12 protein-coding genes are annotated in these 14204 nt (G+C 71.7%); 10 read left to right on the plus strand and 2 right to left on the minus strand.

Annotation, left to right across the window (positions count from 1 at the left end; translation table 11 throughout):
• The first annotated feature begins 45 nt into the window (after positions 1 to 45).
• From nuoD to GKE82_RS11660, 7 genes are read left to right on the plus strand one after another with little or no spacing between them, the layout of a single operon-like run.
• Positions 46 to 1263 (plus strand): NADH dehydrogenase (quinone) subunit D, encoded by a 1218-nt coding sequence (nuoD, locus tag GKE82_RS11630; protein WP_154735125.1) that lies wholly within the window; start codon positions 46 to 48, stop codon positions 1261 to 1263.
• A complete protein-coding gene (locus GKE82_RS11635; protein ID WP_107567060.1) occupies positions 1260 to 1943 on the plus strand; it encodes an NAD(P)H-dependent oxidoreductase subunit E in 684 nt (227 codons plus the stop codon). The genes nuoD and GKE82_RS11635 overlap by 4 nt, the downstream gene beginning before the upstream one ends.
• Positions 1940 to 3250: an NADH-quinone oxidoreductase subunit NuoF gene (nuoF, locus tag GKE82_RS11640; RefSeq protein ID WP_107567061.1), complete on the plus strand. Its 1311-nt coding sequence runs from the start codon at positions 1940 to 1942 to the stop codon at positions 3248 to 3250. Before GKE82_RS11635 ends, nuoF begins: the two co-directional genes overlap by 4 nt.
• Entirely contained in the window at positions 3250 to 5910 is a 2661-nt protein-coding gene (nuoG, locus tag GKE82_RS11645; RefSeq protein WP_154733398.1) for an NADH-quinone oxidoreductase subunit NuoG, read from the plus strand. Before nuoF ends, nuoG begins: the two co-directional genes overlap by 1 nt.
• A complete protein-coding gene (nuoH, locus tag GKE82_RS11650) occupies positions 5910 to 6929 on the plus strand; it encodes an NADH-quinone oxidoreductase subunit NuoH (protein WP_107567062.1) in 1020 nt (339 codons plus the stop codon). The genes nuoG and nuoH overlap by 1 nt, the downstream gene beginning before the upstream one ends.
• A 16-nt stretch (positions 6930 to 6945) precedes the next feature.
• Positions 6946 to 7485 carry an NADH-quinone oxidoreductase subunit NuoI gene (gene nuoI, locus GKE82_RS11655; RefSeq protein ID WP_107567063.1) on the plus strand — a complete coding sequence of 180 codons (540 nt, stop codon included), beginning with the start codon at positions 6946 to 6948 and terminating at the stop codon, positions 7483 to 7485.
• Positions 7478 to 8050 (plus strand): hypothetical protein, encoded by a 573-nt coding sequence (locus GKE82_RS11660; RefSeq protein WP_154733399.1) that lies wholly within the window; start codon positions 7478 to 7480, stop codon positions 8048 to 8050. Before nuoI ends, GKE82_RS11660 begins: the two co-directional genes overlap by 8 nt.
• Here GKE82_RS11660 and GKE82_RS11665 read toward each other — a convergent pair.
• Together GKE82_RS11665 and GKE82_RS11670 are read right to left on the minus strand one after the other, a co-directional pair.
• Complete coding sequence (locus tag GKE82_RS11665; protein ID WP_154733400.1) at positions 8047 to 9381, minus strand: hypothetical protein; 1335 nt, start codon at positions 9379 to 9381, stop codon at positions 8047 to 8049. The genes GKE82_RS11660 and GKE82_RS11665 overlap by 4 nt on opposite strands.
• A gap of 78 nt (positions 9382 to 9459) precedes the next feature.
• Positions 9460 to 11082 carry an ATP-binding cassette domain-containing protein gene (locus GKE82_RS11670; RefSeq protein ID WP_309233552.1) on the minus strand — a complete coding sequence of 541 codons (1623 nt, stop codon included), beginning with the start codon at positions 11080 to 11082 and terminating at the stop codon, positions 9460 to 9462.
• Between the two features lie 106 nt (positions 11083 to 11188).
• On the opposite strand from GKE82_RS11670, the gene GKE82_RS11675 reads away from it, so the two are divergent.
• The 3 genes from GKE82_RS11675 to nuoL are packed head-to-tail and all read left to right on the plus strand — an operon-like array spanning position 11189 to position 14202.
• The gene (locus tag GKE82_RS11675) at positions 11189 to 11875 is read left to right on the plus strand and encodes an NADH-quinone oxidoreductase subunit J (RefSeq protein ID WP_107567067.1); all 687 of its coding nucleotides are present in this window, start codon (positions 11189 to 11191) and stop codon (positions 11873 to 11875) included.
• A 1-nt stretch (position 11876) separates the two neighbouring features.
• A complete protein-coding gene (gene nuoK / locus GKE82_RS11680; RefSeq protein ID WP_107567068.1) occupies positions 11877 to 12176 on the plus strand; it encodes an NADH-quinone oxidoreductase subunit NuoK in 300 nt (99 codons plus the stop codon).
• 16 nt (positions 12177 to 12192) lie between these two features.
• A complete protein-coding gene (nuoL, locus tag GKE82_RS11685; RefSeq protein ID WP_154733402.1) occupies positions 12193 to 14202 on the plus strand; it encodes an NADH-quinone oxidoreductase subunit L in 2010 nt (669 codons plus the stop codon).
• Positions 14203 to 14204 lie beyond the last annotated feature (2 nt).

The raw sequence follows: 14204 nt of genomic DNA on the forward strand, positions 1-14204 counted from the left end.
GTCACGACGACCACCGAGGCGCCGCGCAAGTCCGCGTACCGCCAGATGGAGGACTCGGTCGACCTGGCCGAGCTCAAGCAGCCCGTCGGGGAGCTCGACAGCGAGCTGCTCACGCTGAACATGGGGCCGCACCACCCCGCCACGCACGGCGTGCTGCGGCTGCTGGTGCAGCTCGACGGCGAGATCGTCCGCGACATCAAGCCGATCATCGGCTACGTCCACACCGGCATCGAGAAGACCGCCGAGGACAAGAGCTACTGGAAGGCCATCCCCGTCGTCGAGCGGATGGACTACCTCTCCTACTTCTTCAACGCGTACGCGTACTGCGGCGCGGTCGAGACGCTGCTGGACCTCGAGGTCCCCAAGCGCGCGCAGTACCTCCGGGTCGTCCACATGGAGCTGAACCGGATCATGAGCCACCTCGTGTGGCTCGGGACGTCCGCGCTGGACCTCGGCGCGATGTCGATGTTCTGGTACTGCTTCCGCGAGCGCGAGAAGATCCTCGACCTCTTCGAGCAGTCGACCGGGCAGCGCATGCACACGCGCTACTTCCAGGTCGGCGGCGTCATGGAGGACGTGCCGGACGGCTGGATCGAGAACGTCCGGAAGTTCACGGCCGACATGCCCGAGCGCGTCCGCCAGTACCGCGCGCTGCTGAACAAGAACGAGATCCTCCTGCAGCGCCTCAAGGGCGTCTGCCCGCTCGACGAGGAGACGCTGTTCGGCCTCGGCGTCACCGGCCCGCTGCTGCGCGCCGCCGGCAACCCGTGGGACCTGCGCAAGGCGATGCCGTACTCGTCCTACGAGGACTTCGACTTCCAGATCCCCGTCGGGACCGAGGGCGACAACTACGACCGCTACATGGTCCGCGTCCAGGAGATGCTCGAGTCGGTGAAGATCATCGACCAGGCGCTGGACAAGCTCCCCGACGGGCCGGTCATCACCGACAACCGCAAGGTGGCGCTGCCGCCGCGGCACGAGCTGGCGACCTCGATGGAGGCGCTGATCCACCACTTCAAGCTCGTGACCGAGGGCTTCCGCGTCCCGCCGGGCGAGGTCTACCACCCGTGCGAGGCGCCCCGCGGCGAGCTCGCCTGCTTCGTCCGCTCGGACGGGTCGTCCAAGCCCGCGCGCGTCCACATGCGCGACCCCTCGTTCGTGAACCTCCAGGCGACCGCGCCGATGTGCAAGGACGCGTACATCGCGGACCTGATCGCGACGCTCGCCATGCTCGATCCCGTCCTGGGAGGCATCGACCGGTGACCCCGAAGCTGCGCGGCGTCAGCGCGCCCAACGACCTCGGACAGAAGGTCGCCGCCTTCGAGCCCGCCCCCGTCCGCGACCCGCAGACGGGCTCGCGCGTCCCCGGGTGGGACGACGCCGCCGACCTGACGAAGGACCCGTCGGTCGTCCCGGACCCGGCGACGACCGAGGTGCCCGCCGATCTCCGTGCGGAGATCGAGGACTACATGACCCGCTACCCGGACCGGCGCAGCGCGTCGATCCCCGCCCTGGCGGCCGCGCAGCGGCTGCACGGCTGGTGCTCCCCCACCGCGGTGGAGCAGGTCGCGTGCGTCATGCAGCTCACGCCCGGCTACCTCATCGCGGTCGCCGGCTTCTACGACATGCTCGAGACGAAGCCGGTCGGTCGCAAGACCGTCTACGTCTGCACGAACATCTCGTGCTCGCTGCGCGGCGGCGACGAGCTGCTCGACGCGCTCCGCGGCGAGCTCGGTGACGACCCGGACGTGAACCTCCGCGGCTTCGAGTGCCTCGGAGCCTGTGACATCGCGCCGATGGCCTCGGTCAACGGCGTCTACGTGGGACCCGTCGACGACGACGAGATCCCGACCCTCGCCCAGCACATCCGTGACGGTGCCGACCCGCTGCCCGAGAAGCAGCTGGTCAAGCGCCGCTCGGTGGACCCGGGAGCGAACTCGTGAGCAAGCACCTGATCTTCAAGGACATCGACCAGCCCGGGCTGCACACCCTCGAGGTGTACAAGCAGCGTGGCGGCTACGGCGACCGGCTCAAGCGCGCACTGCAGATGCCGCGCGAGGCGCTCGTCGAGGAGCTGAAGGCGTCCGGCCTGCGCGGCCGCGGCGGTGCCGGCTTCTCCATGGGCATGAAGGCGTCCTTCATGCCGAAGGGCACGATGGACAAGTACCTCGTCTGCAACGCCGACGAGTCCGAGCCCGGGACCTTCAAGGACCGCGAGCTCATGCAGAAGATCCCGCACCTCCTCATCGAGGGCATGATCATCGGCGCGTACGCCGCCGGCGCGAACCGCTCGTTCGTGTTCATCCGCGGCGAGTACGCCCAGCAGGCCGACATCCTCGAGGCCGCGATCGCCGAGGCGAAGGCCGCCGGCCTCGTCGGCGAGAACATCCTCGGCACCGGCTTCGACCTCGACATGTGGGTGCACCGCGGTGCGGGCGCCTACATCTGCGGCGAGGAGACCGCGCTGCTCGACGCGCTCGAGGGCAAGCGCGGCAACCCGCGCCTGAAGCCCCCGTTCCCGGCGAACCAGGGCCTCTACCAGGGCCCGACGCTGATCAACAACGTCGAGACGCTCGCGACCACCCCGTTCATCGTCGAGATGGGCGGCGCCGAGTACGCGAAGATCGGCGTGGACAACTCCACCGGCACGAAGCTCATCTCCGTCTCCGGCCACGTGCAGCGGCCCGGCAACTACGAGATCGAGCTCGGCATGTCCTCGCGGGACATCATCTACGGCCTGGCCGGCGGCCCCGGCGAGGGCCGCAGCGTGAAGCTGTGGTTCCCGGGCGGCTCGTCCTCCCCGGTGCTGACGGGCGACGACCTCGACCTCTCCTACGACTTCGACACGCTCGCGAAGGCCGGCACCATGCTCGGCTCCGGCGCGATCATCGTCGTCGACGACACGACCTCGGTGGTCGACGTCGCGCTGAAGACCGCGTCCTTCTACAAGCACGAGTCGTGCGGCAAGTGCACGCCGTGCCGCGAGGGCACCAACTGGACCGTGAAGATGCTCCAGCGCGTCAAGACGGGTGAGGCCACCCCGATGGACCTCGACATCATCGCGTCGGTCTGCGAGCGCATCCAGGGCAACTGCCTCTGCGTGCTCGGCGACGCCATGGCGATGCCGGTCGGCTCGATGGTCGCGAAGTTCCGCGGCGAGTTCGAGGAGTACATCGAGATGAAGCGCGACGAGGCCGAGCGGGCGCTGCTCGCGAGCCTCCCCGCTCCCGCCCAGCCGGCCGCCGCCTGATGCCGCGCCCCGAACCGAAGACGATCACGTTCTCGATCGACGGCCGGGAGGTCCAGGCCGACGAGAACATGATGCTCGTCGACGCCGCCAAGCTCGGCGACGTCGAGATCCCGGTGTTCTGCTACGAGCCGAAGCTCGGCGCGCCCGTCGGCGCCTGCCGCATGTGCCTCGTGGAGATCGAGGGCATCCCGAAGCTCCAGACCGCGTGCTCCACGCCGGTCAAGGACGGCATGGTCGTCCAGACGCAGACCCAGCGCGTGAAGACCGCCCAGGAGGCGGTCGTCGAGTTCCTGCTCGTCAACCACCCGCTCGACTGCCCGGTCTGCGACAAGGGCGGCGAGTGCCCGCTGCAGGACATCTCCTTCGGCTGGGGCGGCGGCAAGAGCCGCTTCGTCGAGCCCAAGCGGCACTTCGAGAAGCCGCTGGCGCTCTCCCCGCTGATCGCGATCGACCGCGAGCGCTGCATCCTCTGCTACCGCTGCGTGCGGTTCTCCCAGGAGATCTCCGAGGACTACCAGCTGGTCCTCCACGAGCGCGGCGCCGCGACCTACGTCGGCACGTTCGACGCGCACCCGTACGTCGCGCCGTTCAGCGGCAACATCATCGAGCTGTGCCCCGTCGGCGCGCTCACGTCGCGCCCGTACCGCTTCCGTGCCCGCCCGTGGGACATCGAGGGCGGCGGCACCGTCTGCACCCTCTGCCCCGGGCAGTGCAACGTCCACCTCACCGTCCGCGACGAGCGCGTGCTGCGCGCCCTGAGCCGCGAGAACGACGGCGTCGACGACGGCTGGCTCTGCGACAAGGGCCGCTTCGCCTATCAGGCGATCCACGCGGACGAGCGCGTCACCGCGCCGATGGTCCGCGACGGCGGCGTCCTGCGCGAGGTCCCGTGGGAGCGCGCGCTGGAGGAGGCCGCCAAGGCCCTCGGCCGCATGGGCGGCAAGGTCGGCGCGCTCGTCGGCGGCGACAGCTCCAACGAGGAGGCGTTCCTCGTGCAGCGCCTCGTCCGCGAGGGCCTGCGCTCGCAGGCCGTCGACGGCGCCGCGGGCCTGCCCGCCGACGCGCTGCACGCGCTCGCTCGCCCCGACCTGCAGGCCACCGTGCCGGACCTCGAGTTCGCGCACACCGTCCTCGTGCTCGGCACCGAGCCCGTCGACGACATGGCCGCGCTGGACCTGCGCATCCGCAAGGGCGTGCGCCGCAACCGCGTCACGCTCGCGGTCGCGACCCCGCGCCCGTCGTCCCTGGACCCCAACGCCGCGCTGTCCGTGCGCTACGCGCCCGGCGGCGAGGCCGCGTTCGTCACCGCCCTCTCGGCCGCGCTCTTCGGCGGCGAGGTCGACGGTCCCGCCCGCGCGGCGGGCGCCGACGCCGACGCCGTCCGCTCCCTCGCCGAGCTGCTGCGCACCGGTGGCGCGGAGAACAGCGCCGGGGACGTCGTGGTCCTGTACGGGCAGCGGCTGCTCGCCGCCGGTCCCGGGGTCGCCCCCGCGCTGCTGAAGATCGCGGGCGGCCTGAACGTCGTCGGTCGCGACGGCGCCGGCCTGCTGGCCGTGCCGCAGGACGCCAACGGCCGCGGCATCGCCGAGGCCGGTGCGCTGGCGGGCCGTGGCCCGGGCTACACGCCCGCGGGCGACGGCGCGCTCGACGCGGCCGGCATCGCGCAGGCGCTGCGCGACGGCGACCTGACCGCCGTGCTGCTCGTCGGCACCGACCCGCTGCGCGACGCCGACGACGCCGCCGGCTGGGACCAGGCGCTCGAGAAGGCCTCGATGGTGGTCGCGCACGCCAAGTACCTCACCGCCGGCATCGCCGAGCACGCCAACGTCGTCTTCCCCGCCGAGAGCTACGCGGAGAAGGAGGGCACCGTCACCCACCCGGACGGTCGCATCCAGCGGCTGCGCCCCGCGATCGGCCGCCAGGGCCAGATCCGGCCGGGCTGGCAGGTGCTGGACGACCTCGCCGGGCGCGTCGGGCTCGACCTCGGCGTCCTCACCGGCGCGATGGCGACCACGCAGCTCGTCGAGGCGGTCCCGTTCTACGCGGGCGTCACCCTCGACGCCCTCGGCGGCACCGGCCTGCGCTGGCCCGCGACCGACCCGGGCGTGCAGGCGTTCCCCGAGCCGCCCGAGCTCGCGGCGCCCACGGGCGACCTGCCGACGCTCGCGTCCCCCAACGGGCGCCTGCGCCTCGGCACGTACCGCTCGATCTGGGCGTCCCCCGAGGTCGAGGTCAGCCCCGCGCTGAAGTTCCTGACGCCCAAGCAGCAGGTCGAGATCTCCCCGGCGGACGCCGAGCACCTCGGCCTGCGCCACGGGCAGCGCGTCACCGTCGGCGAGGGCCGCGCCCAGGTCGCCGCCACCGTGCACCTGCGCGGGACCGCGCCGCAGGGCAGCATCTTCCTGCAGACCGGCATCGCCGACGGCTCCGCGAACCTGCTCGAGGGACCGCTGGTCCCCGTGGAGGCCCGTGAGCTCGCCGTCGTCGGCGCCCCTGCCGACGAGGCGGTCGCCGCCGCGGACGCCCAGCCCGACCCGGTCGCCCCGGTGCAGCAGGCGCCCGAGGCCACCGACGCGCACGAGACGTCCGAGACGGACGCGACCCCGGAGGGCACCGAGCCCTCCCCGACCGAGGGCGCAGGCCCGGAGGACCAGGCCTGATGCTCGCCGTCGTCGACTACTACGAGCCGTGGTGGATCCAGATCCTGAAGTCGATCGTGATCTTCGCGGTCGGCCTGCAGATCGTCCCCATCGTGCTCGTGGTCGAGCGCAAGCTCCTGGGCCGCTTCCAGCACCGCTACGGCCCCAACCGCGTCGGGCCGTTCGGCCTGCTGCAGCCGCTGGCGGACATCATCAAGCTCGCCACGAAGGAGGCCTTCCGCCCGAAGACCTCGATCGGCTGGCTGTTCCGGATCGCGCCGATCATCTCGATCATGACCGCGGTCGCCGCGTTCAGCGTCATCCCGTTCGGGGACACCGTCGACATCTTCGGCACCCAGGTCGGCCTCTACGGCGTCGACGTCGGGATCGGGCCGCTCTACCTCTTCGCGTTCGGCGCGGTCGCCTTCTACGGGATCATGCTCGGCGGCTGGGCGTCCGGCTCGAAGTACTCGTTCCTCGGCTCGATGCGCGCCGCCGCGCAGCTCATCTCCTACGAGGTGGCGCAGGGCCTCGCGCTCGTCGGCGTCGTCATCACCGCCGGCACGCTGTCGCTGACGGAGATCGTCAACGCGCAGGCGGGCATGTGGTACTTCATCCCGCAGTTCGCGGGCTTCCTGATCTTCCTCACCGCGTCGTTCGCGGAGACGAACCGCGCGCCGTTCGACCTCGTCGAGGCGGACGCCGAGCTCGTCGGCGGCTACAACACGGAGTACGGCGGCGGCGGGTTCGCCTCGTACTTCTTCGCCGAGTACCTGAACATCCTCGTGGTCTCCGGCATCACCGTGACCTGCTTCCTCGGCGGCTGGATGCTGCCGTTCGGCATCGACCCGCCCACCTGGGTCGACCCGTTCGTGGTCCTCGCGAAGATGTCGATCTTCGTCTTCCTCTTCGTCTGGATCCGCGCCACGCTCCCGCGTCTGCGCTACGACCAGCTGATGAGCTTCGGCTGGAAGGTCCTGCTGCCGCTGGCCACCCTCAACACGCTCGTCACGGCGATCCTCGTCGTGGCCACGAACTAGTCGGAGCTGGTCTGACATGCCGATCGAATGGAACCCGGGCGACGACGCCGTCGCCGTCCAGCGCGGGCCGCAGCCCGGCGGTGCCGGCGGCGCCTACCGCGTCTTCGGTGAGACGCTGCGCGGCCTGAAGACGACGTTCTCGCGCGTCGTCGAGGGCGTCAACACGATCTCCTACCCGGAGGAGAAGGTCCCGGTCTACCCGCGCTTCCGCGGCCGGCACCGCCTCCACCGCTTCGAGGACACCGGCCTGGAGAAGTGCGTCGGCTGCTCGCTCTGCGCGGCGGCCTGCCCCTCGGACTGCATCCGCGTCGTCGCGGCGGAGAACACGCCGGAGCACCGCGTGTCCGCCGGCGAGCGCTACGCCGCCGTCTACGAGATCAACCTGTCGCGCTGCATCTTCTGCGGCTACTGCGAGGTCGCGTGCCCGTTCGACGCGATCACGATGGGCCACGACTACGAGATGAGCGACTACAACCGCTCCGATCTCATCTTCACGAAGGAGATGCTCCTCCAGGAGCCGATGGAGCGCACGCCGCTCCGCGCGCAGGGTGAGTGACGAGGCGGCCCGGGCCTTCGGCGCCCCGCCGCCGGCCCGTCCCGCCTCCCGGGCCGGCTACTGGGTCGGCGGGCTGCTCATCGGCCTCGGCGTCCTCGCCGCCGTCCTGTGGGCGATCTGGGGGTTCGCGCGGTTCGGCGACGCGATCGACGACCTCGCGCGCGTGCCGGTCGGTGACGGCGGCGTCGTCGAGCTTTCGGCGGGCCGCAAGGCGATCTACTACGAGCGGTTCGACGCGCAGGACCGCGTGCCCGCGCTGCGGATCGCGATCCGCCCGGTCGGCGGCCGGCCGCTGAAGATCGAGGACCACTCGGGCTCGGTGAGCTACGCGCTCAGCGGGCACACCGGCCAGTCGGTGGCGAGCGTTCGGATCCCGCGCGACGGGCGCTACGCGCTGACCGCGCGGGCGACCGATCCGGCGGTGACCGACGCCGAGCTCGCGATCGGCAAGGGCCTGGGCAACCGGATCGTGCGGATCATCGTCGGGGCGATCCTGCTCGTGATCGTCGGGGTCGTCGCGGGCACGGTGCTGATCGTGGTGACGCAGCGCCGCCGCGCCGCCTAGGGCGCCGCGGGCGCCGAGCGTCCGACGCGGTAGCGGATCCACACCGGGGTCCCGCCGGTGCGGCGGTGCAGCTCGGCGTTCGCGTTGGCGCTGAGCGGCAGCGCGAACCGGGCGGTCCCGCGGCGCGCCGAGGCGCGGCAGGCGCCCGCCGCCTGCGCGTAGGGGACCGCGCGGCGCGTGAGCGTCCAGCGTCCGTCGCGCGCGCACGCGGCGCGGCGACGCTCCGCGCACGGGGCGGCGACCCAGCGGCCGTCGGCGTCGGTGCGGGCGCAGCCGTCGCGGCGACCGGGCTCGCCGGGCGCCCAGCTCCAGAGCGTCGCGGCGAGACGCCCGTCGGTCGGCGTCAGCTGGTCGAGACCCAGGAGCGTCACGCCGCACGCGGTCATCGCCCGGACCTTCTCGGGGGTCAGGGCGTCGGGGTCCACGCTCGGGGTGGTCGGGTCCACGACGGTCGCCACGAGCGTCGAGTCCTCGAAGTAGCGGACGATCTTCTGCCCGTAGACGGCGCGCGGGTAGGTCGCGTCGCAGGCCGGGAACGGCCGGTAGCGGGCGGTGCTGCCGCTCTCGACGTGGACGCTGCGCCACTCGTGGACCACCGAGCCCCAGCCGGCGGCGCAGTCACCCACGACGACGACCTGGGCGCCGCCCGCGCGGATCGCGCGGCGGGTCAGGTCCAGCGGCAGCGTGGCGCAGCCCTTCTCGGCGGAGATGCGGGCCGGGTCGGGCCGGTGGATCCGCAACTGCTCGGTGAGGGTCCGCACCACCCCGGCGTAGGCTTGCGCGTCCTCGACGTGGTCCTCCAGGTAGAGGAGCAGGACCTCGTCGGGGTTGGCGCGCAGCCACGCCGCCACGGGCGCGAGCACCTCGGCGAGCCCCGACTCGCTCGTGCAGCCGAGGTGCAGCTCGTCGCGGCCGCGACCGTGGCAGACCCGCACGCGGCCACCGACGAGATGCAGGTCGAGCTCGAGCGAGCGGACGTCGGCGTCGAGCTGCTGCACGAGCGTCATGCGCTGGTTGCTGTCGGCGTGGCTGAGCGTGAGGCCCGCCGCGACCGCGTTGAACGAGTTGTGCGTGCCGACGAACGTGGCCTCGCGCAGCGGCAGCCGATCGCCCAGGCGCGACTGGAACACGGCCGCGCGGTGCTCCCAGCTCGCCCGGTAGGCGGCGAGGTCGGGCGCGAAGGCGGAGGCCGCCTCGGCGACCTTCTGCAGCGCGACGCACGGCAGCGCGATCGGGCTGAGCGCCGCGCAGCCGGTCGGCGCGGGTGCCTGCGCCGGCGCGGTCGCGGGGGCGAGCAGCAGCGCCACCGCCACGACACAGGACGTGAACATCGCTTTCACATCGCGACGTTCTCACATCCGGTGCGTCCCGTGGGCCGGTGGTGCGCCGCGCACCGTGGTCGGAGCGCGTCAGCGCGCGCCGACGCCCTGCTCGAGCGCCGCGATCGCCTCGTCGGGCGAGCCGAGCGCGCGGACCCGGCCGTCGTGGCCGAGCAGCCAGAAGCGGTCGAGGCCGCGCAGGAACGCGCGGTCGTGGGAGACGGCCACGACCGTGCCCTCGAAGCCCTCCAGCGCCTGCTCCAGCGCCGCGCACGAGTCGATGTCGAGGTTGTCGGTCGGCTCGTCCAGGAGCAGCAGGTTGTGCCCCTCGAGCTCCAGGCAGAGGATCTCCAGGCGCGCCTTCTGGCCGCCGCTGAGGACGTCGTAGGCCCGGTCGTGCGCGTCGACGAGCCCGTAGCGGGCCAGCGCGCCCATCGCCCGCTGGTGGTCGGCGGTCCGCTCGTGCACGATCTCCAGGCACGTCCGTCCTGCGAAGTCGGTCCGCGCGTTCAGCTGCGAGAACACCCCGACGGACACGCGCGGGCCCTGCACCAGCGCACCGGAGTGCGGCACGTCCTCGCCCGCGATCAGCCGCACGAGATGCGTCTTGCCCGACCCGTTGGGCCCGATCAGCCCGACCCGCTCGCCGAAGTGGACCTCGTCGGTCAGCGGCCGCATCAGGTCGTCGATCCCCAGCGCCCGGAGGTCGAGCACGCGCCGCGCGCTGTCGCCGCCGCGCAGCCGCACGGTGATCGCGTGGTCGACCGCGGGCGCGGGCGGCGGCCCCGCGTCGACGAACCGCTTCCAGCGGGTCTCGGCGGCGTCCGCCTTCTTCGCGAAGTCGGGGGAGTAGCGGGCGCGCTCCTTGAGGATCCGCACGTAGTCGCGCAGGCGCCGCTCCTCCTCCTTCCACTGCTTCAGCCGGTCGCCCATGCGCCGGCGGCGCGCCTCGCGGGCCTCCGGGTAGGTGCCGTAGGCGTCCCCGTGCACCCAGGCGCCACCGGCCTCCAGCGTCACGATCGAGTCGACCGCCGCGGAGAGGACCTCGCGGTCGTGGCTGATCATGAGGATCGTCTTGCGGGAGCCGCGCACCGCGGCCTCCAGCGCGCGCTTGCCCGGGATGTCGAGGAAGTTGTCGGGCTCGTCGAGCAGCACGATCGCCGCGTCGGAGGCGAGCAGCAGGTCGAGCACGAGCCGCTTGCGCTCGCCGCCGCTCAGCGTCACCGCCGGGCGGTCCCCCACCTCCGACAGGCCCGCGCCGACGACGCGCCGGCAGGCGGCGTCCCACTGCGCCTCGAGCTCGTAGCCGCCGCCCCGGCCCCAGTCGTCGATCGCCTCGGCGAACGCCATGCCCGCCCGGGCGGCCGCCTCCGGGTCCGGGTCGGTGGTCTCGAGCTCGTGCTGCGCCATCCGCGTGCCCGCGTCGCGCAGCGGCGCGTCCGCGACCGACAGCAGCAGCTCGCGGACGGTCCGGTCCTCGTCCCCCACCCCGACGTCCTGGGGCATCATCGCGATCCGCCCACCGGCCGCGACCTCCCCGGCGTCGGCCGCCAGCACGCCCGCGACGACCTTCAGGAGCGTCGTCTTGCCGACCCCGTTCGCGCCCACCAGCGCGGCGTGCTGACCGGGCTTCAGGCGGAACGAGGCGCCCGAGAACAGGAGGTCTCCCCCCGGGTGGGCGTAGGCGAGATCGGTGACGTGGAGGTGGGACACGGGTCTGGGGATTGTGCCGACTTCGTGACAGGCGCCACAGCCCGCGTGCAACCGTGCGCGACGAAGCCCACGCCGAGGTGCGCGGACCGATAGATTCCCGCAGCGGATGGCCGAGGTTCTCTTCTTCATCGCCGCAATCGGCGCCATCGCGGGTGCGATCGGGACGGTCAGTCTGCGCAACCCGTTCTACAGCGTCCTCGCGCTGGTCTTCCACCTTCTCTCGCTCGCGGCGCTGTTCCTGCTGCTGCGCGCGGAGTTCGTGGCGGCCGCCCAGGTCGTCGTGTACGCGGGCGCCGTCATGGTGCTCTACGTCTTCGTCGTCGCCTACGTCGGCGGCACGCAGGAGCAGGTCGGGCCCGCGACGGGCCCCGGCACCCGGGCGTTCAGCCTCGGGGTCGCGCTGATCCTCTTCATCGAGATCACGATCGCGGTGCTCGGCTCCGGCCTGAAGGCCATCGACGGGGACGGCGCCTCGTTCGAGCCCGGCTTCGGCAGCCCCGCCGCCATCGGCGAGCTGCTGCTGACCCGCTTCCTCATCGCGTTCGAGCTCGCCTCCTTCCTGCTGCTGATCGCCGCCGTCGGCGCGGTCACGCTGGCCCGCCGCCGCGGCGGCCTCGGCGAGGACCCCGGGGTCATCACCCCGCTGGACCTCGTCCGGCTCAAGCCGCGCGAGACCGGCACGATGGCCGAGGGCGTCGGCAAGCACACCGAGGACGCGGGCGGTGTCGCGCGCGTCATGAGCGGCGCCGGCAGCACCCCGCGGCCCGCCGACGACTCCGGAGAGGACGCCTGACATGGCGATCGGCTGGTACCTCGCCGTCAGCGCGCTGATCTTCGCGATCGGCGCGGGTGGCGTGCTCACGCGTCGCAACCCCCTCGTCATCCTGCTCTGCCTGGAGCTGATGCTCAACGCCGCGAACCTCGCGCTCATCGCCTTCAGCCGCATGCACGGCGACGGCGACGGGCAGATCTTCGCGATCGTCGTCATGGTCGTCGCCGCGTGCGAGGTCTGCATCGGTCTGGGCGTCATCGTCGCCATGTACCGCCGCCAGCTCCCGATCGACGTCGACGAGCTGCGCGAGCTTCAGGGCTAGGACTCATCGAAAGCGCATGAACGTCACGGACTACGGCTGGCTGATCCTGCTCTTCCCCCTGGTGGGCTCCGTGCTCATCGGGCTCACCAGCAGCAAGCTGCCGGGCAAGGCCGCCGGCGTCATCGGCACCGCCGCCATCGGCCTCGCCTTCCTCGCCACCCTCGGCGCCTTCTTCCAGCTCCAGGACAAGCCCGAGGAGGCCCGCCAGATCACCGGCGTCCTCTACGACTACGCCAAGACCGTCGGCGTCGACGCGGAGATGTCGATCCTCGTCGACCCGCTGTCGATCCTCATGTGCCTCGTGGTGACCGGCGTCTCGACGCTGATCCACCTCTACTCCACGGCCTACATGTGGAGCGACAAGGGCTACGCGCGCTTCTTCGCGTACCTGAACTTCTTCGTCTTCTCGATGCTGCTGCTGGTCCTGGCCGGCAACTTCATGATCCTCGTGGTCGGCTGGGCCTTCGTCGGCGCCGCCTCCTACCTGCTGATCAGCTTCTGGTACCGCCGGACCACGGCGACGACCGCGGGCGTCAAGGCGTTCGTCATCAACGTCGTCGGCGACGTCGGCCTCGTGCTCGGCACGTACTTCATCTTCAAGCACACCGGGACGCTCGACTTCCTCAAGACGTTCAAGGAGGCCGAGGAGGTCGGGCGGACCGCCAACGGCGATCTCACCGCCGGCCTGATCCTGCTGCTCGTCGGCGCGTTCGCGAAGTCCGCGCAGATCCCGTTCCACACGTGGCTGCCGGACGCGATGGAGGGCCCGACCCCGGTCTCGTCCCTCATCCACGCCGCCACCATGGTCACGGCGGGCGTCTACCTCATCGCCCGCATGCACCCGCTGTTCGAGCAGGCGCCCGCGGCCGCGGACGTCGCCGCCATCACCGGCGCGATCACCCTGCTCGTCGCCGGCACGATCGGCCTGGTCGTCACCGACCTCAAGCGCGTCATCGCCTACTCGACGATGTCCCAGATCGGCTACATGATCATGGCCGTCGGCGGCGGCGCCTACGTGGCGGGCCTCTTCCACCTGATGACGCACGCGTTCTTCAAGGCGCTGCTCTTCATGGCGGCCGGCTCGGTCATCGGCGCGATGGCCGGCAACCAGGACCTGGACAAGATGGGCGGCTTCCGCAAGGCGATGCCGTTCACCTTCGGCTGCTTCGTCATCGGCGGCCTCGCGCTCGCCGGCATCCCGCCGTTCTCGGGCTTCTTCTCCAAGGACGAGATCCTCCTGATCATCGGGGACCGCGGCGGCTGGTACATCGCCCTGTACGTCGCCGGCTACGTCGGCGCGCTGCTGACCGCCATCTACACGTGGCGCATGATCTTCCGCGCGTTCTTCGGCGAGGCGTGCCCCGAGGCCAAGGAGCTCGAGGGCGGCCACCTGCACCACGCCCACGTCCACACGAACCCCGCCAACGGCGAGGTCGAGGACACCGAGGTCGGCTTCCCCGGCTCCGAGCACCACATCGCGGAGCGCTCCGTGCCGATGAAGGTCGCGATGGGCTGCCTCGCGGTCCTCGCGGTGATCGGCGGGTTCATCCAGATCCCGAAGGTCAACCACTGGCTGGACGACTTCCTGCACCCGACGTTCGAGGACAGCGCCATCGAGCAGCTGTCCAAGAACGACTCGCTCCTCTACTTCGGCCTCGCGCTCGGCACCGTGCTCGGGCTCGTCGGCATCGCGATCGCCTACCGCCTCTGGGTCCAGAGCCCGGAGATCCCCGCGAAGATCCAGGCGCGCTTCCCGTTCCTGCACCGCCTGTTCGTGAACAAGTGGTACTTCGACGAGCTGATCGACCTCGTGATCGTCCGCCCGTTCGGCTGGATCGGCCGCTTCGCGCAGCAGACCTTCGAGCGCATCGTCGTCGGCGCCGCGCTCATCGGCGGGCCCAGCGGGCTCGTCAAGGCGGGCTCCGCCGCCGTCCGTGCCCTGCAGTCCGGCTTCCTGCGCGCCTACGCGGCGCTGCTGTTCGCCGGCGTCGCCGCGACCGTCTTCTACTTCCTCGTGCAGTCGTGATC

Source organism: Conexibacter sp. W3-3-2 (assembly GCF_009707605.1).
Classification (GTDB): Bacteria; Actinomycetota; Thermoleophilia; order Solirubrobacterales; family Solirubrobacteraceae; genus Paraconexibacter; species Paraconexibacter algicola.

Bases quoted from the DNA above. Each gene is read 5' to 3' on its own strand.
- nuoD (WP_154735125.1), top strand. From the start codon at position 46: ATGGAGGACTCGGTCGACCTGGCCGAGCTCAAGCAGCCCGTCGGGGAG.
- nuoG (WP_154733398.1), top strand. From the start codon at position 3,250: ATGCCGCGCCCCGAACCGAAGACGATCACGTTCTCGATCGACGGCCGG.
- nuoH (WP_107567062.1), top strand. From the start codon at position 5,910: ATGCTCGCCGTCGTCGACTACTACGAGCCGTGGTGGATCCAGATCCTG.
- nuoI (WP_107567063.1), top strand. From the start codon at position 6,946: ATGCCGATCGAATGGAACCCGGGCGACGACGCCGTCGCCGTCCAGCGC.
- GKE82_RS11665 (WP_154733400.1), bottom strand. From the start codon at position 9,381: ATGTTCACGTCCTGTGTCGTGGCGGTGGCGCTGCTGCTCGCCCCCGCG.
- GKE82_RS11675 (WP_107567067.1), top strand. From the start codon at position 11,189: ATGGCCGAGGTTCTCTTCTTCATCGCCGCAATCGGCGCCATCGCGGGT.
- nuoK (WP_107567068.1), top strand. From the start codon at position 11,877: ATGGCGATCGGCTGGTACCTCGCCGTCAGCGCGCTGATCTTCGCGATC.
- nuoL (WP_154733402.1), top strand. From the start codon at position 12,193: ATGAACGTCACGGACTACGGCTGGCTGATCCTGCTCTTCCCCCTGGTG.